The organism is Variovorax sp. ZS18.2.2, assembly GCF_024701975.1.
Lineage (GTDB): Bacteria > Pseudomonadota > Gammaproteobacteria > Burkholderiales > Burkholderiaceae_C > Variovorax.
In genome coordinates this window covers 443127-458908 of sequence record NZ_JANLNM010000004.1, presented here as the reverse complement: position 1 = coordinate 458908, position 15782 = coordinate 443127, and the positions used below count along the sequence as shown (strand labels likewise).

The 15782-nt window shown below is 67.5% G+C and carries 13 protein-coding genes and 1 pseudogene; 7 read left to right on the top strand and 7 right to left on the bottom strand.

Going from position 1 to position 15782, the window contains the following annotated elements; genetic code table 11:
* Nucleotide 1: 1 nt before the first annotated feature.
* Together NU688_RS18985 and NU688_RS18980 are read right to left on the bottom strand one after the other, a co-directional pair.
* Nucleotides 2–475 carry a DUF1854 domain-containing protein gene (locus NU688_RS18985; protein ID WP_257862342.1) on the bottom strand — a complete coding sequence of 158 codons (474 nt, stop codon included), beginning with the start codon at nt 473–475 and terminating at the stop codon, nt 2–4.
* Complete coding sequence (locus tag NU688_RS18980; RefSeq protein ID WP_257862341.1) at nt 472–2745, bottom strand: ABC transporter ATP-binding protein; 2274 nt, start codon at nt 2743–2745, stop codon at nt 472–474. The genes NU688_RS18985 and NU688_RS18980 overlap by 4 nt, the downstream gene beginning before the upstream one ends.
* An 85-nt stretch (nt 2746–2830) precedes the next feature.
* On the opposite strand from NU688_RS18980, the gene cphA (NU688_RS18975) reads away from it, so the two are divergent.
* The 6 genes from cphA (NU688_RS18975) to NU688_RS18955 all read left to right on the top strand — a co-directional run bounded on the left by cphA (NU688_RS18975) (nt 2831) and on the right by NU688_RS18955 (nt 9269).
* Nucleotides 2831–5122, top strand: coding sequence for a cyanophycin synthetase (gene cphA / locus NU688_RS18975; protein WP_374684662.1), 2292 nt, complete (start codon nt 2831–2833; stop codon nt 5120–5122).
* Nucleotides 5123–5241: 119 nt separating this feature from the next.
* The gene (gene cphA, locus NU688_RS18970) at nt 5242–7809 is read left to right on the top strand and encodes a cyanophycin synthetase (RefSeq protein ID WP_257862339.1); all 2568 of its coding nucleotides are present in this window, start codon (nt 5242–5244) and stop codon (nt 7807–7809) included.
* Nucleotides 7810–7966: 157 nt separating this feature from the next.
* Nucleotides 7967–8377 carry a hypothetical protein gene (locus NU688_RS18965; protein WP_257862338.1) on the top strand — a complete coding sequence of 137 codons (411 nt, stop codon included), beginning with the start codon at nt 7967–7969 and terminating at the stop codon, nt 8375–8377.
* Nucleotides 8378–8406: 29 nt separating this feature from the next.
* Nucleotides 8407–8661, top strand: coding sequence for a hypothetical protein (locus NU688_RS33990; RefSeq protein WP_308340316.1), 255 nt, complete (start codon nt 8407–8409; stop codon nt 8659–8661).
* A gap of 33 nt (nt 8662–8694) precedes the next feature.
* The gene (locus NU688_RS33985) at nt 8695–8862 is read left to right on the top strand and encodes a hypothetical protein (RefSeq protein ID WP_308340315.1); all 168 of its coding nucleotides are present in this window, start codon (nt 8695–8697) and stop codon (nt 8860–8862) included.
* A gap of 152 nt (nt 8863–9014) precedes the next feature.
* Nucleotides 9015–9269 carry a hypothetical protein gene (locus NU688_RS18955; protein WP_257862337.1) on the top strand — a complete coding sequence of 85 codons (255 nt, stop codon included), beginning with the start codon at nt 9015–9017 and terminating at the stop codon, nt 9267–9269.
* 24 nt (nt 9270–9293) lie between these two features.
* Here the strand turns inward: NU688_RS18955 and NU688_RS18950 are convergent, their stop codons facing one another.
* The gene (locus tag NU688_RS18950; protein WP_257862336.1) at nt 9294–10073 is read right to left on the bottom strand and encodes an SDR family NAD(P)-dependent oxidoreductase; all 780 of its coding nucleotides are present in this window, start codon (nt 10071–10073) and stop codon (nt 9294–9296) included.
* Nucleotides 10074–10193: 120 nt separating this feature from the next.
* On the opposite strand from NU688_RS18950, the pseudogene NU688_RS18945 reads away from it, so the two are divergent.
* A pseudogene (locus tag NU688_RS18945) lies at nt 10194–11063 on the top strand (LysR family transcriptional regulator); the annotation flags it as partial.
* A gap of 46 nt (nt 11064–11109) precedes the next feature.
* Here NU688_RS18945 and NU688_RS18940 read toward each other — a convergent pair.
* The 4 genes from NU688_RS18940 to NU688_RS18925 all read right to left on the bottom strand — a co-directional run bounded on the left by NU688_RS18940 (nt 11110) and on the right by NU688_RS18925 (nt 15781).
* Nucleotides 11110–12027 (bottom strand): dihydrodipicolinate synthase family protein, encoded by a 918-nt coding sequence (locus tag NU688_RS18940; protein ID WP_257862335.1) that lies wholly within the window; start codon nt 12025–12027, stop codon nt 11110–11112.
* Nucleotides 12028–12043: 16 nt separating this feature from the next.
* Nucleotides 12044–13084, bottom strand: coding sequence for a galactofuranose ABC transporter, permease protein YjfF (gene yjfF / locus NU688_RS18935; RefSeq protein ID WP_257862334.1), 1041 nt, complete (start codon nt 13082–13084; stop codon nt 12044–12046).
* Nucleotides 13081–14115: an ABC transporter permease gene (locus NU688_RS18930; protein WP_257862333.1), complete on the bottom strand. Its 1035-nt coding sequence runs from the start codon at nt 14113–14115 to the stop codon at nt 13081–13083. Before NU688_RS18930 ends, yjfF begins: the two co-directional genes overlap by 4 nt.
* A 145-nt stretch (nt 14116–14260) precedes the next feature.
* Complete coding sequence (locus NU688_RS18925; RefSeq protein ID WP_257862332.1) at nt 14261–15781, bottom strand: sugar ABC transporter ATP-binding protein; 1521 nt, start codon at nt 15779–15781, stop codon at nt 14261–14263.
* Nucleotide 15782 lies beyond the last annotated feature (1 nt).

The window sequence follows — 15782 nt, the reverse complement described above, 5'->3', positions numbered from 1 at the left end:
CTTAGAGGAACCGTTCGAGCAGCTTGCGTGAAGGCCGGTCGAGCGCCTTCGTATCGGGAATGCGGAACTGCACGCCGTGCGCGCTCGCGATCAGCAGCGCGCCGCCTTCGAGCCGGCGGATATCTTCCTCGGCCTTGAGCACGAAGCTGGTGTCGCCGCGGTCGGTGCTCACGGTCCAGGTGCTGGGCACGCCGAAGCTGGAGACCTTGTGCAGTTTCAGCAGCGTGGGGGCGAAGTCGCGCACCGCGAGTTCTTCCTCGAGCAATGCCCGGGTCTGCGGCGGCAGCGTCTCGACGCGGTCGATCCAGACCAGCTCGCGGCCGTCGCCGCCGACCAGCGAGATGCCCTCGCCGGGCGCCGTGAGCGGAAAGGCGCGCACGGGCGTGATGCCGACGTGGCGCTCGCCCTGGGCGTCGGTCAGCACGAGGCGGCCGAAGGCGTCGCGCTCCAGATCAAATGTGGTGTTGTCTGTCATGCGTCACCTGCCGGATGGGCTGCGTGGCTGATGAGTGGCAACTGCGCGCCGGCGCGTTCGTCGACAGCACCTTCGCTCGCATCGTCGTCGGCCTGGCGCAGCTGCGCCTGGTAGAGCCGCCAGTAGGCGCCCTGCTTGGCCATGAGCGCATCGTGCGGCCCGACCTCGACCACCTCGCCGCGGTCCATGACCACGAGCCGGTCGGCCTTGCGCAGCGTCGACAGCCGGTGGGCGATGGCGATGGTGGTGCGGCCCTGCACGAGGTTGTCCAGCGCCTTCTGGATTTCCTTCTCGGTCTCGGTGTCCACCGCCGAAGTGGCTTCGTCGAGGATCAGGATGCGCGGATCGATCAGCAGTGCGCGCGCAATGCTGATGCGCTGGCGCTCGCCACCCGAGAGCCCCTGGCCGCGCTCGCCGACCAGCGAGTCGTAGCCGTGCGGCAGGCGCAGGATGAAGTCGTGCGCGTGCGCGGCGCGGGCGGCGGCCACCACCTCTTCGCGCGTGGCGTCGGGCTTGCCGTAGGCGATGTTCTGCGCGATGGTGCCGAAGAAGAGAAACGGCTCCTGCAGCACCAGCCCCACATGCCGCCGGTAGTCAGCCACGGCGAAGCGGCGGATGTCGGTGCCGTCGACCTTGATGGCGCCGTCGGTCACGTCGTAGAAGCGGCAGATCAGGTTGACCAGCGTGCTCTTGCCCGAGCCGCTGTGGCCCACGAGGCCGATCATCTCGCCGGGTTCGATCACGAGGTTCAGGTCGTGGATCACCGCGCGCGAGCCGTAGCGGAAACCGAGGCCGCTCATCTCGATGCGGCCCTGCACGCGCTCCACCTTCACCGGGTTCACCGGCTCGGGCACGTTGCTCACGTGGTCGAGGATGTCGAAGATGCGCTTGGCGCCGGCGGCGGCCTTCTGCGTGACCGAGACGATGCGGCTCATCGAATCCATGCGCGTATAGAAGCGGCCGATGTAGGCGATGAAGGCGGTGAGCACACCCACCGTGATGCTGCCACGCGAGACCTGCCAGATGCCGAAGCCCCACACCACGAGAAGGCCGATTTCGGTCAGCAGCGACACGGTCGGCGTGAACACCGACCAGGTGCGGTTGAGCTTGTCGTTGACCTGCAGGTTGTAGGCGTTGGCGGTGCGGAAGCGGTCGGCTTCGCGGCGTTCCTGCGCAAAGGCCTTGACCACGCGGATGCCGGGAATGGTGTCGGCCAGCACGTTGGTCACCTCGGACCAGACGCGGTCGATCTTCTCGAAGCCGGTGCGCAGGCGATCTCGCACCACGTGGATCATCCAGGCGATGAAGGGCAGCGGCACCAGCGTGACCACCGCAAGCAGCGGGTTGATGGAGATCAGGATGGCCGCCGTCATGACGATCATCAGCACGTCGTTGGCGAAATCGAGCGCATGCAGCGACAGGAAGACGTTGATGCGGTCGGTTTCCGAGCCGATGCGCGACATCAGGTCGCCGGTGCGCTTGCCGCCGAAATAGTCGAGCGGCAGGGTCAGCAGGTGTTCATAAGTGCTGGTGCGCAGGTCCGCGCCGATGCGCTCGGACACCAGTGCCAGCAGATAGGTGCGCGCCCAGCCCAGGCCCCAGCCCAGCAGCGCGGCGCCCAGGAGGCCGCTCAGGTAGAGGCCCACCAGGCCCGGATCGATCTGCTTGCCGTTCTGGAACGGGATCAGGATGTCGTCCATCAGCGGAATGGTCAGGTACGGCGGCACCAGCGTGGCGGCGGTCGAAAGCAGGGTCAGGAAAAACCCCAGGAAAAGCTGTTTGCGGTACGGCTTGGCGAAACGGCCCAGGCGCAGCAGCACCCAGGTCGAGGGGGGGGTCTGGAGTTCGGTGTCGGCCGGCTCGTCGCCGTCGATGGCCTCGGGTGTCGCCTCCGCGACATCGGTCGCGCGCTGACCGAAGAGCTTGAGCAGGCGCAGCGCATTGGCCTGGCTGGCCAGCGTGTAGCGCCAGCGCGCCAAACGGCCATCGGGGCCGATCAGGTCAAGCGTGCCGACGCCCGAATGGTCGGCCAGGCGCAATTGAAGTGCGGGTTCTGTGAGCGGCCACTCACACCATTCGCCGCCCGGCTCCAGCGCAATCAGGCGCTGGTCAGTCAGGGCAACTAAGCCGAAAGCGAAACGAAGTTCGTAATCGAGGTCAACCGCCAGTGTTACCAGAACGTTTTCCGCGACTGCGAGCCGGTTTTTCAGCGCGTCTGAAGCCGCCTCGATTTCGCCCTCCCGGGTGCCGACTGGATCGTGATGTTGCATTGTGTTTCTTTGACTCTTGCCCGTCGCGGGCCGCAGGGACCGCGTCATGGCGTCCTTTGTCGGGCGCCGATTCTGACTGATTGCCATGGGCGCGCTTGAAGGCGCCGTGGTGCTCGGCCAAAGCACATCGAACGTTTGCATGACCCGTTTCGACGACATCCGCCTGCTGCGCATCAACTATTTGCGCGGTCCCAACCTCTGGACCTACCGTCCGGTGCTCGAAGTCTGGCTCGATCTGGGCCAACTGGAAGATTTCCCCTCCAACAAGATCGACGGTTTCACCGACCGCCTCACGGGCCTGCTGCCGGCGCTCATCGAGCACCACTGCGGCGTGGGCGAGCGCGGCGGCTTCATCCAGCGGCTGACCGAAGGCACCTGGTCGGGCCACGTGCTCGAGCACGTCGTCATCGAACTGCTGAACCTGGCCGGCATGCCGACCGGGTTCGGGCAAACCCGTAGCACCTCGGAGCACGGCGTCTACCGCATGGTGTTCCGGGCGCGCGACGAGCAGGTCGCCCGAGTGGCGCTGGCCGAGGGGCACAAGCTCCTGATGGCCGCCATCAACAACGACCCGTTCACCGCTGCCGAAGTGCAAAAGGCCGTCGACGCGGTCAAGGCCAAGGTCGAAGACTGCTACCTCGGCCCGAGCACCGCCGCCATCGTTTCCGCCGCCACCGACCGCGGCATCCCGCACATGCGCCTGAACAGCGGCAACCTCGTGCAACTGGGCTACGGCGCCAATCAGCAGCGCATCTGGACCGCCGAGACCGACTACACCAGCGCCATCGGCGAATCGATCGCCAGCGACAAGGAACTGACCAAGTCCCTGCTCGCGAGCTGCGGCGTGCCGGTGCCCGAAGGCCAGATCGTCGCCAGTGCCGAAGAAGCCTGGGAAGCCGCCGAGGACATCGGCCTGCCGGTGGTCGTGAAACCCTCGGATGCCAACCACGGCCGCGGCGTGTCGCTCGAACTGACGACGCGCGAAGAAGTCATGGCCGCCTTCGCGGTCGCCGAGCCCGAAGGCAGCGACGTGATGGTCGAGCGCTTCATCCGCGGCCACGAACACCGCCTGCTGGTGGTGGGCGGCGAAGTGGTGGCGGCCGCGCGCGGCGAGATCATCACCGTGACCGGCGACGGCAAGCTCAGCGTGGCCGAACTCATCGAAAAGCAGCTCAACAGCGACCCGCGCCGCGGCGCCGAAGAGGAATACCCGCTCGACCTGATCGTGCTGGCCACCGACGCCAAGCTGCAGCTCGAACTCAAACGCCAGGAACTCGATGGCGCGGCAGTGCCGGCCGCCGGCCGCGTGGTCACGATCCAGCGCAACGGCAACATGGCCAACGACTGCACCGACCAGGTCCACCCCGAAGTCGCGCACGCCGCCGTGCTGGCCGCGCGCGTGGTGGGCCTGGACATCGCGGGCATCGACCTCGTGGCGCTGGACATCTCCAAGCCGCTCGGCCCGCAGCGCGGCGCGATCGTCGAAGTCAACGCCGGCCCGGGTCTCCTGATGCACCTGAAGCCGGCCGTCGGCTCGCCGCGCCCGGTGGGCCGCGCGATCTGCGACCACCTGTTCCCCAACGACGCGCCCGGCCGCATTCCCGTGGTCGGCGTGGCCGGCTCGCAGGACACCGCGGTGCTCGCGCGCCTGGTTGCCTGGCTCATCAACCTGGGCGGGCGCCACACGGGCCTGGCCTGCCGCGATGGCCTGTTCCTGGAGCGCCGCCGCGTCGATGCGCGCGACAGCGCCAACTGGGAAGCCGGCCACCGCCTGCTCGTGAACCGCGCGGTGCAGGCCGTGGTGATCGAGAACGGCGCCGAGACCATCCTGCGCGACGGCCTGGCCTACGACCGCTGCGAAGTCGGCATCGTGACCGACCTCGAAGGCGCCGAAGCGCTCGCCGACTACGACATCACCGAGAGCGACCAGATGGTGAAGGTGCTGCGCACCCAGGTCGACGTGGTGCTGGGCGAAGGTACGGCCGTGCTGAATGCGGCCGATGCGCGCGTGGCCGGCCTCGCGCCACTGTGCGATGGCGCCGTCATCCTGTATTCGGCCGACCCGCAGGCCGCAGCACTCACCGCGCACCAGAGCGCCGGCGGCAAGGCCGTGCTCGTGCGGCAAGACCGCGTGGTGCTGGCCAACGGCAGCAGCGAATCGTTCCTGCCGGGCCTGGGGCGCCTCACGATCTGGCGCGCCACCCATGCCGGTGTGACGCTCGAAAGCTTGCTGGCCGCCGTGGCCGCCGCCTGGGCCATGGGCATTCCGCTGAACCTGATCGGCGCCGGCGTGGAGGCTTTCGAAGCCGACCTGCAGGCGGCCCTGGCTTCGCTGCAACTCTCGCAAACGCAGCCCCTTCAACCCCAATTCGCATGAATGATGCTCGCCCCCAGGCTTCGCGCACTTCGTGTCGCTTCTCCAACCCCCTACCGGGGGCAACACCAGTGGCCCGGCAAAGCCGGTTCCACGGTGTTTCTTGAATAAGTCAGTGCCCCATGAAAGTCACCCGCATCCGAGCCCTTCGCGGGCCCAATCTCTGGAGCCGCCACACCGCCATCGAAGCGGTCGTGGCCTGCGAAGGCGATGAAAACGCCATCAGCAAGCTCGCCGGTTTCGAAGCGCGCCTGCGCGCCCGCTTCCCGACCATTGGCGAACTGCACCCGATGGTGCTGGGCCAGCCGCTGGCGCTCGCCCATGTGCTCGAAAACGCGGCCGTGGCGCTGCAGGCGCAGGCCGGCTGCGCCGTCAACTTCGGCCACACCGCGCCGACGGTGGAAGACGGCGTCTACCAGGTCGTGTTCCAGTACAGCGAAGAGGCCGTGGGCCGCCGCGCGATCGAACTGGCCGAACAGCTGATCGCCGCCGCGCTGGCCGACACGCCCTTCGACGCCACCGCCGCCATCACCGACCTGCGCGACCTGGACGAATCCGAGCGCCTCGGCCCGAGCACCGGCTCCATCGTCGATGCCGCCGTGGCGCGCGGCATTCCATACCGTCGCCTCACGAGCGGCAGCCTGGTGCAATTCGGCTGGGGTGCCAAGCAGCGCCGCATCCAGGCCGCCGAGGTCGACAGCACCAGCGGCGTGGCCGAATCGATCGCGCAGGACAAGGAACTGACCAAGCAGCTGCTCAACGCCGCCGGCGTGCCGGTGCCGCTGGGCCGCCCCGTCTCCAGCGCCGAAGACGGCTGGGTCGCGGCCGGTGAAATCGGCCTGCCGGTCGTGGTCAAGCCGCAGGACGGCAACCAGGGCAAGGGCGTCACCGTCAACATCACCACCAAGGAACAGCTGACCTCGGCCTACGACTCGGCCGCCGTCTACGGCGAAGTGATGGTCGAGAAATTCCTGCCGGGCTTCGACTTCCGCCTGCTGGTGGTGGGCGACCGGCTCGTGGCCGCCGCGCGGCGCGATCCGCCGCAGGTGATCGGCGACGGCCAGCTCACCGTGCGCCAACTGGTGGACACCGTGAACCTCGACCCGCGCCGCGGCGAGGGCCACGCCACCTCGCTCACCAAGATCCGCCTCGATGACATCGCCATCGGCCGGCTCGAATCGCAGGGCCTCACGCCCGAGAGCGTGCCCGAGCGCGGCCAGCGCGTGGTGCTGCGCAACAACGCGAACCTCTCCACCGGCGGCACCGCCACCGACGTGACCGACACCGTGCACCCCGAAGTGGCCGCGCGCGCGGTCGATGCGGCGCAGATGGTGGGCCTGCACATCTGCGGCGTCGACATGGTCTGCGAGAACGTGCTGCGCCCGCTCGAAGAGCAGCACGGCGGCGTGGTCGAAGTGAACGCCGCGCCGGGTCTGCGCATGCACATTTCGCCCTCGTTCGGCCGTGGCCGCGCGGTCGGCGAAGCGGTGATGGACACCATGTTCGCCCACGGCGACGACGGCCGCATTCCCGTGGTCGCCGTCACCGGCACCAATGGCAAGACGACCACCGCGCGCCTCATCAACCACCTGCTCGCCTCCAGCGGCCTGCGCACCGGCATGACCAACACCGACGGCGTGTACGTCGATGGCCGGCAGACCGACAGCGGCGACTGCAGCGGCCCGAAGAGCGCGCGCAACGTGCTGATGCACCCCGACGTCGATGCGGCCGTGTTCGAAGTGGCCCGCGGCGGCGTGCTGCGCGAAGGCCTCGGCTTCGACCGCTGCCAGGTGGCCGTGGTCACCAACATCGGCAGCGGCGACCACCTGGGCCTGAACTACATCACCACCGTGGAAGACCTTGCGGTGCTGAAGCGCGTGATCGTGCGCAACGTGGCCGCCGACGGCTACGCGGTGCTGAATGCGGCCGACGTGAACGTTGCCGCCATGGCGGCCGGCTGCCCCGGCCATGTGATCTTCTTCACCGCCGACCGCATGCACCCGGTGATGGCCACGCACCGCGCGCAGGGCAAGCGCACCGTCTATGTGGACCAGGACACGCTGGTGGCCGCCGAAGGCTCGTGGCGTGAGCGCATTGCACTGCGCGACGTGCCGATCACGCGCAACGGCACCATCGGCTTCCAGGTCGACAACGTGATGGCTTCGGTGGCCGCGGCCTGGGCCGTGGGCCTGGACTGGGACACGATCCGCAGCGGCCTCGCGAGCTTCATGAACGACGCGGCCGGCGTGCCCGGGCGCTTCAACGTCATGGACTACCGCGGCGCGACCGTGATCGCCGACTACGGCCACAACACCGACGCGATGCGCGCACTGGTCTCGGCCGTGGACACGATGCCGGCCAACAAGCGCTCGGTGGTGATCAGCGGCGCGGGCGACCGGCGCGATTCGGACATCCGCGACCAGACGGCGATCCTCGGCGAAGCCTTCGACGATGTGATCCTTTATCAGGATGCCGCGCAAAGGGGCCGCGCCGATGGCGAGGTGATGGCGCTGCTGCGCCAGGGCCTGCAGGGCGCGGGCCGCACGCGCCAGATCGACGAGATCCGCGGCGAGTTCGTGGCGATCGATACGGCGCTGGCCCGTTTGCAGCCGGGTGACCTGTCGCTGATCCTGGTCGACCAGGTCGAGGAAGCGCTCGCTCACCTCGCACAGCGCATCGCGGCAGGCTGATCCCGGGGTTGACGGACGTGTCCCACACACAGGGGCGCGTCCGGCCCGCCCGGTGAACGGGCCTGTCCCACACACCGCGGGCCAGGGTCGGCACAACACTGTGGCTCCGGTCGCGCAATGCCTCTCGCAGGCATGCGCGCCCCAACCAGGAGCCCGCATGACAACAACAGTTCGTTCCCTTCTTTCCGCCACGGCCCTCTTCGCCGCCGGCGGCTTCATCGTCTTCGGCGCACAGACCGCCAGCGCGCAAGCGCCCGGCACGGATGCCCGCGCACAGAAGGAACGCGCCGTGTGCGACGGCGTGCAGCAAGACCGTGCGGCGTGCCTGCGTGAAGCCGGCGCCGCGAAACAGGAAGCCGGCCGCGCCGGCCTCACCACGCCGAGCCCGGCACGCGGCCAGGTCAACGCCCTCGCGCGCTGTGCCGAACAACCCGCTGCCGACCAGGCCGATTGCGAAGCCCGCATCAAGGGCGGCGCCCGCACCACCACCGAAGGCAGCGTGATGGGCGGCGGCGTGATCCGCGAAACCGTGACGCCCCTGCCTGCGCAACCCGCGCCGGCACGTTGATTTGCTCTGATCCCTCCCAGGAGAACATCATGAAAAGCAACACCCGTTCGATCTTCATCGCCCTGCTCGCCGTCGGCGGCATGGCCAGCGCCACCCTGGCCACCGCACAAAGCGGCCGTGGCGGCATCTACCAGCAGGAGCTCTCGGTCTGCGGCCACAACCAGCAAGACCGCGCAGCCTGCATCCGCGAAGCCGGCGCCGCCCGCCAGGAAGCCGCGCGCGGCGGCCTGACCGGCGCACCCGACTACCGCGCCAATGCGCTCGCGCGCTGCGGCCTGCAGTAGTCGCCCGGTGATCGCAGGGATTGCGAAGCCCGCGTGCTCGGCGGCGCAGGCAACACCAGCGCCAGTGTCGAAGGCAGCGTGATGGGCGGCGGCGTGATCCGCGAATCGGTCACCACGGTCGTGATGCCGGCACCCGCCGTGATGCCTGCACCGGCTCCGGCGCCGATCATCATCGCGCCGATGCCGGCGCCGATCCGCTGAGTTGGCACGCAAATGAAGCCATAGGCATTCGCTTTGGGCGGCGGGAGGCCCCGGCCTCCGGGCGATGGCCTTGATTGTCACGAGATTGTCATAAAAGGCCATCCCGTGCTAGCTATAGTTCTCGGTCCCTGCCCACCGAGGAACTCTTTCCCATGAATGCCATCAAGGTCGCTCGCCGATTCATAGAAACGGACCCGGCCAACGAATCGGCCAAGATCCTGGCCCAACTCGTGTTGGCCCTGGAGTCCGAACACAGCTTCGAGCTGGTCACGCTCTACTCCCTCGACTACAAGAGCTTCGAGCTCGCCATGAACATCCTGAAGGAATGGCGGCTCGACCGCTACTACGCCAGCAAGTCCAAGCTGTTCGACCTGTCGCTGCAGGTCTCCGAACTCGAAAAAGACTGAACGCCCCCGTCGCCGGGGTGCCGTTCAGACGAGCATCCCGCCCGACACCTCGATGCGCTGGGCATTCACCCAGCGACTCCCCTCCCCCAGCAAGCCCGCGATCGCACCGCCGATGTCGTCGGGCTTGCCCGCGCGTCCGAGCGCGGTGAAGCCCGCGACCATCGCGTTCACCTGTGCGTTGTCGCGCACCATGCCCCCGCTGAAGTCGGTCTCGATCGCACCCGGTGCGATCGTGTTCGCCGCGATGCCGCGCTTGCCGAGTTCCTTGGCGAGGTAGCGCGTCAGCACTTCCACGGCGCCCTTCATCGCGGCATAGGCCGAAGCGCCTTCCATGGCGAAGCGCGTGAGCCCCGTCGACACGTTGACGATGCGCCCGCCGTCGTTGATGAGCGGCAGCAGCTTCTGCGTGAGGAAGTACGTGCCCTTGAAGTGGATGTTGTAGAGCGTGTCGAACTGCGCTTCGGTCATGTCCTCGAAGTTCACGTGCAGGCCGACGCCGGTGTTGTTCACCAGAAAGTCGAAGCGCTCTCGCTGCCAGGTGGCCGCCAGTGCCGCTTTCACTGAATCCGCAAACGCGGCAAAGGCTGTGCTGTCGCCGACGTCGAGTTGCAATGCGACGGCGCGGCGCCCTTTCGCCTCGATATCGGACACCACCGCCTGCGCGCTGGCTTCGTTCGACACGTAGGTCAGGATCACATCGACGCCGTCTGCGGCGAGCGCCAGCGCGGCGCTGCGGCCGAGGCCGCGGCTGCCGCCGGTGATGAGTGCGATGCGAGAAGGGTTGGAGATGGTGGAAGCGGTCATTTCAAAGTCCTTGGGTAATTGATCGGTGGATCGATGGGTGGACTTTAAAAATTACCGGCAGAAAGATAAATTCCGCCAAACTACGCACACTGTTATCCACAAGAGAAACAATCTGCCGCCATGAACACCGACGAACTGCGCATCTTCGCGAGGGTCGCCGAGCTCGCGAGCTTCAGCCGCGCCGCGGACCAGCTCGGCCTGACCCGCGCACGCGTCTCGGTCGCCGTGCAGCACCTCGAAGAGCGCCTCGGCACGCGGCTCCTGCAGCGCACCACACGCAGCGTGCGCCTCACCGAAGACGGCGAGCGCTTTCTCGACCGCTGCAAGGACTATCTCGCCGAAGGCGAGCAGCTCACCACCATGTTCCGCGCGGACACCGGCGGCCTGACCGGGCGCCTGCGCATCGACCTGCCGGCCACCGTGGCGCGCGACCTCGTCATTCCGCGCCTGCCCGAATTTCTCGCGCGGCATCCCGCGCTGGAGATCGGCATCAGCACCACCGACCGCCGCGTCGACCTGGTGAACGAGGGCTTCGACTGCGTACTGCGCGCGGGCGTGCTGGGCGACTCCGAACTGGTCGCGCGGCCGCTCGGTTTCATGCGGATGGCCAATGCCGCCAGCCCGGCCTACCTGCAGGCGCACGGCACGCCGCAGACGCTGGCTGACCTCGCGCAGCACCGCATCGTGCATTTCGCGCAGACCCTCTCGCCGAACGACGCGGGCTGGGAATACTTCGACGCGACCCAGGGCCGCTACCGGATGCAGCCGGTGCGCTCCCTCGTCACGGTGAACGGCACCGACGCCTACAACGCCGCGGCGGTCGCGGGCCTCGGGCTGATCCAGGCGCCGATCGGCGGCCTGCTGCCCTGCTTTGCGGCCGGCTCGCTCGTGCAGGTGATGCCGGCGTTCACCGCGCGTCCGATGCCGGTGTCGCTGGTGTACGTCAACCGGCGCCAGCTCGCGCCGCGCGTGCTTGCGGTGATGAACTGGCTGACCGAGATCCTCGCGCCCTACTTCGTCGAGGACAGCGAACTGGCTATCGCGCCCAGCGCAGTACCAGCGGATCGAGCCGCTTCGCAGTCTCGATCAGGCCTGCGCGCGTCGCGGGATGCATCGCCGGCAGCGGATGCCGCGGTGCCTCGCAAGCGATCACGCCGCCCTCCTTCATGAGCGACTTGCAGGCCAGGAGACCTGCCTGCCGGTTCTCGTAGTTGATGAGCGGCAGCCACTGCTGGTAGAGTGCGCAGGCCTTGTCGCGGTCGCCCGCGCGGTGCGCCTCGATGATCGGGCGGATGCCATCGGGATAGCCGCCGCCGGTCATCGAGCCGGTCGCGCCGGCATCGAGATCGGGCATCAGCGTGATGGCTTCCTCGCCGTCCCACGGGCCTTCGATGGCGTCGCCGCCCAGACGGATCAGCTCGCGCAGCTTCGCGGCCGCACCGGCCGTTTCGATCTTGAAGTACGCGACGTGTTCGATCTCCTTGGCCATGCGCGCAAGGAACGGCGCCGACAGCACCGTGCCGCTCGCGGGCGCATCCTGGATCATGATCGGAATGCTCACCGCATCGGAGAGCCGTGCATAGAACTCGAAGATCTGCGGCTCGGGCACGCGGAAGGTCGCACCGTGATACGGCGGCATCACCATCAGCATCGCCGCGCCCATGTCCTGTGCGCGGCGGCTGCGCTCGGCGCACACCTTGGTGCTGTAGTGCGTGGTGGTCACGATCACCGGCACACGGCCCTTCACGTGCTCGAGCATCGTGCGTGTGAGCACCTCGCGTTCCTCGTCCGACAGCACGAACTGCTCCGAGAAATTCGCAAGGATGCACAGCCCGTCGGAGCCCGCGTCGATCATGAAATCGACGCAGCGCTTCTGGCTTTCGAGGTCGAGCGCGCCCTGTTCGGTGAAGGTGGTCGGCACCACCGGGAAGATGCCGCGGTATCTGGGAGTCATGGGGGATGTAGATCGATCAGTGGGAATGACGGGGCGCACGCGAGGTGAAGAAGCGTTGCAGCAGGCAGAACACGAAGAGCAGCGCGCCGACGACGATGCGCGTCCACCACGAACTCAGCGTGCCATCGAAGGAAATCAGCGTCTGGATGATCCCGAGCATCAGCACGCCGAAGAGCGTGCCCGCCACATAGCCCACGCCGCCGGTGAGCAGCGTGCCGCCGATCACCACCGCCGCGATGGCGTCGAGCTCCAGCCCGAGCGCATGCAGGCCGTAGCCCGAGAGCATGTAGAAGGTGAAGATCACGCCCGCCAGCGCCGAGCAGAAACCCGAGAGCGTGTACACGCCCACGAGCGTGCGGCGCACCGGCAGGCCCATCAGCATGGCCGAATGCTCGCTGCCGCCGATGGCGTACACCGCACGGCCGAAAGGCGTGCAGTGCGCGATGAACACCGCGGCCAACAGCACCACGATGGCGATCACCGCGCTGATCGAGACCGAAGCCTCGCCCCAGATCGGAATGCGGATCTGCGAGACCTCCGAGTAGAACTCGTTGGTGATGCTGATCGAATCGATGCTGATGAGATAGCAGAGCCCGCGCGCGAGGAACATGCCCGCGAGCGTGACGATGAAGGGCTGCAGCCGGAAGCGCTCGATGAGCAGGCCCATGAACGCGCCGAACGCAGTGCCCATCGCCAGCACCAGCGGAATCACGATGGCCGGGCTCCACCCGTGCTTTTCGACCAGCGAGGCCGACACCATCGTCGTGAGCGCGATCACCGAGCCCACCGAGAGATCGATGCCGCCCGAGAGAATCACGAAGGTCATGCCGACCGCGACGACGATGAGGAACGCGTTGTCGATCAGCAGGTTGAGGAACACCTGCGCCGAGAAGAAGCCGTCGTAGAACACCGAGCCCAGCGTTGCCATCAGCATGAAGAGCGAGATGGTCGCCGTCAACGGCAGGTATTTCGGATTGAGCCCTGTCTTGCCCCCTCTCCCGCGCGCGGGAGAGGGCTGGGGTGAGGGTGCAGCGCTGGTCTCGATCACCGCACTCATGCCCGCCCCCCTTCATGCGCCGGCCGCTGCACCAGCGACCGCACCTCCGCCCTGAACTCCGGCGACTGCAGCAGCATCACCACGAACACCACCACCGCCTTCACCACGAGGTTGATCTCGGGCGGCACGCCCAGCGAATAGATCGCGTAGGTCAGCGTCTGGATGATCAGCGCGCCGATCACGCTGCCCATGAGGCTGAAGCGCCCGCCCGTGAGCGCCGTGCCACCGAGCGTGACCGCGAGGATCGCATCGAGCTCCAGCAATTGGCCCGCGTTGTTGCCGTCCGCGCTCTTGACGTTAGAGCTGATCAGCAAACCTGCCACGCCCGCGCACACGCCGCAGAACGCGTACGCGCCGACGACGAGCCGCCGTGCCTGGATGCCCGCGACACGCGCGGCCGTCGGGTTGATGCCCACCGCCTGGATGAAGAGCCCCAGCGCCGTGCGCGTGATCGCGAGGTACAGCAGCACGAACACCGCCGCCACGATGAACAGCGAGAACGGCAGGCCCAGCAGGTAGCCGCTGCCGAGGAAGAAGAAGGGCTTGTAGTAGATCGTGATGATCTGCCCGTCCGAAATGAGCTGTGCGATGCCGCGCCCTGCCACCATGAGGATCAGCGTCGCGATGATCGGCTGCATGCCGACCTTCGCGACCAGCAGCCCGTTCCACAGGCCGCACAGCAATGCGACACCGATGGCCGCGAGGATCGCGAGGGGCATCGGGAAGCGGCTTACGTCGCTGGTCACCGAACCGCCAATCATCCAGGCCGCGACCGATGCCGCAATGGCGACCACCGCGCCGACCGAGATGTCGATGCCGCGCGTGGCGATCACGAGCGTCATGCCGAGCGAGACCAGCACGAGCGGCGCCGCGCGGTTGAGGATGTCGATCAGGCTGCCGTAGAGATGGCCTTCGCGCCATTCGAGGTGCAGGAAGCTGGCGTTGAAGGCGGTGTTGATTGAGAGCAGGAGCAGCAATGTGACGATGGGCCAGGCGAGGCGATGGCTCATGAGGGACGAGAGGCGGTTCATCTGGTCTGCCTTGCTCCTTCCCCCTTTGGGGGAAGGTTGGGATGGGGGCAGGCGGCCTCGAACGCTGTGCAGCGGTGAAGGCCGCTTGCCCCCACCCCGGCCCTCCCCCAGCGGGGGAGGGAGAAGGGCCAGAGGAGTGCGTAGCTCATGTCGCGGCAATCATTTCGTAGACCTCGTCCTCGGTGGAGCCCCCCGGCAGCTCGCCCACCTTCTGCCGGTCCCGCAGCACCACGATGCGATGCCCCACGCGCACCACCTCGCTCATCTCCGACGAGATGAAGATCACCGCCATGCCCGCACGGGCGAGCCGCAGGATCTCTTCCATGATTTCCTGCTTGGCCGCCACGTCGATGCCGCGCGTGGGCTCGTCGAGGATCAACAGGCGCGGCTCGGTCGCGAGCCAGCGCGCGATCATGGCTTTCTGCTGGTTGCCACCCGAGAGCAGGCCGATGGGGGTCTCGACGCTCGCTGTCTTGATGCCCAGCGAGGCGACGAAGCGCTCGGCCATGGCGGTCTGCTCCGCATGCGAAAGAAACTTCCGCGTGCCGAGGCGCGCCTGCAATGCCAGCGCGATGTTCTCGCGCACTGACAACTCGGCCACGATTCCGTCGGTCTTTCGCTCTTCGGGGCACAGCGCGATCCCTTCTCGGATCGCATCGGCCGGATTCGAGAAACTGACGTAGCGACCATCGATCTTCAACACACCACGGTCGGGCGATTCGAGCCCGAACAGCAGGCGTGCGAGTTCGGTGCGACCCGCGCCCAGCAGCCCGGCGATGCCGACGACCTCGCCGGCACGCACGCGCAGATCGGTCGCCTGCAACTGTCCCGCTTGACCCAGCCCTTCGGTTTGCAGCAAGGCGGGCGCCGCTTCATCGAATGCCGGCAGTGCGGCAGGTCGCGCAGATTGCGCCGCCAACTCGCGCCCCAGCATCGCCGCAATCAGCGCTTGCGGCCCGAGATCCGCAGCGCGCCACTCGCCCACCCAGTTGCCATTGCGCAGCACCGTGATGCGGTCCGACACCGCGTACATCTGGTTCAGAAAGTGCGTCACGAACACGATCGCGAGCCCTTCGCCGCGCAGCCGCCGCAGCACCTCGAACAGCTTCTCGACCTCGTCGTCATCCAGGCTCGATGTCGGCTCATCGAGGATCAGCACCTTCGACGACACGCCGAGCGCGCGCGCAATCGCCACCATCTGCTGCACCGCGACCGAATAGCTCGACAGCAAGCGCGTCACGTCGATATCGAGCCCGATGCGCGCCAGCAGCTCTTCTGCCCGGTGATTCACCGCCGCCCAGTCGATGCGAAAACCCTGCATCGCGCTGCAGCGCGGATAGCGCCCCGCAAACACGTTCTCCGCCACCGAGAGGTTCGGGCACAGGTTCACCTCCTGGTAGACCGTGCTGATGCCCAGCTTCTGCGCCTCCAGCGGCGAGCCGGGCCGGATGGCCTCACCACCCAGGAACATCTCGCCACCGCTCGAGGGCAACACGCCGGTGAGCACCTTGATGAGCGTCGACTTGCCCGCGCCGTTCTGCCCCATCAGCGCATGCACCTCGCCCGGGTAGAGCTTGAGCTGCACGTCGTTCAGCACGGAGATGCCGCCGAACTGCTTGTGGATGCCCCGCAGTTCGAGCACGGGTGCGGCGCTGGAGTCGGCCATG

Excerpts from the sequence above, each read along its gene's own strand:
- NU688_RS18985 (WP_257862342.1), bottom strand. The coding sequence starts at position 475 with ATGACAGACAACACCACATTTGATCTGGAGCGCGACGCCTTCGGCCGC.
- NU688_RS18980 (WP_257862341.1), bottom strand. The coding sequence starts at position 2,745 with ATGCAACATCACGATCCAGTCGGCACCCGGGAGGGCGAAATCGAGGCG.
- cphA (WP_374684662.1), top strand. The coding sequence starts at position 2,831 with ATGGGCGCGCTTGAAGGCGCCGTGGTGCTCGGCCAAAGCACATCGAAC.
- cphA (WP_257862339.1), top strand. The coding sequence starts at position 5,242 with ATGAAAGTCACCCGCATCCGAGCCCTTCGCGGGCCCAATCTCTGGAGC.
- NU688_RS18965 (WP_257862338.1), top strand. The coding sequence starts at position 7,967 with ATGACAACAACAGTTCGTTCCCTTCTTTCCGCCACGGCCCTCTTCGCC.
- NU688_RS33990 (WP_308340316.1), top strand. The coding sequence starts at position 8,407 with ATGAAAAGCAACACCCGTTCGATCTTCATCGCCCTGCTCGCCGTCGGC.
- NU688_RS18955 (WP_257862337.1), top strand. The coding sequence starts at position 9,015 with ATGAATGCCATCAAGGTCGCTCGCCGATTCATAGAAACGGACCCGGCC.
- NU688_RS18950 (WP_257862336.1), bottom strand. The coding sequence starts at position 10,073 with ATGACCGCTTCCACCATCTCCAACCCTTCTCGCATCGCACTCATCACC.
- NU688_RS18940 (WP_257862335.1), bottom strand. The coding sequence starts at position 12,027 with ATGACTCCCAGATACCGCGGCATCTTCCCGGTGGTGCCGACCACCTTC.
- yjfF (WP_257862334.1), bottom strand. The coding sequence starts at position 13,084 with ATGAGTGCGGTGATCGAGACCAGCGCTGCACCCTCACCCCAGCCCTCT.
- NU688_RS18930 (WP_257862333.1), bottom strand. The coding sequence starts at position 14,115 with ATGAACCGCCTCTCGTCCCTCATGAGCCATCGCCTCGCCTGGCCCATC.
- NU688_RS18925 (WP_257862332.1), bottom strand. The coding sequence starts at position 15,781 with ATGGCCGACTCCAGCGCCGCACCCGTGCTCGAACTGCGGGGCATCCAC.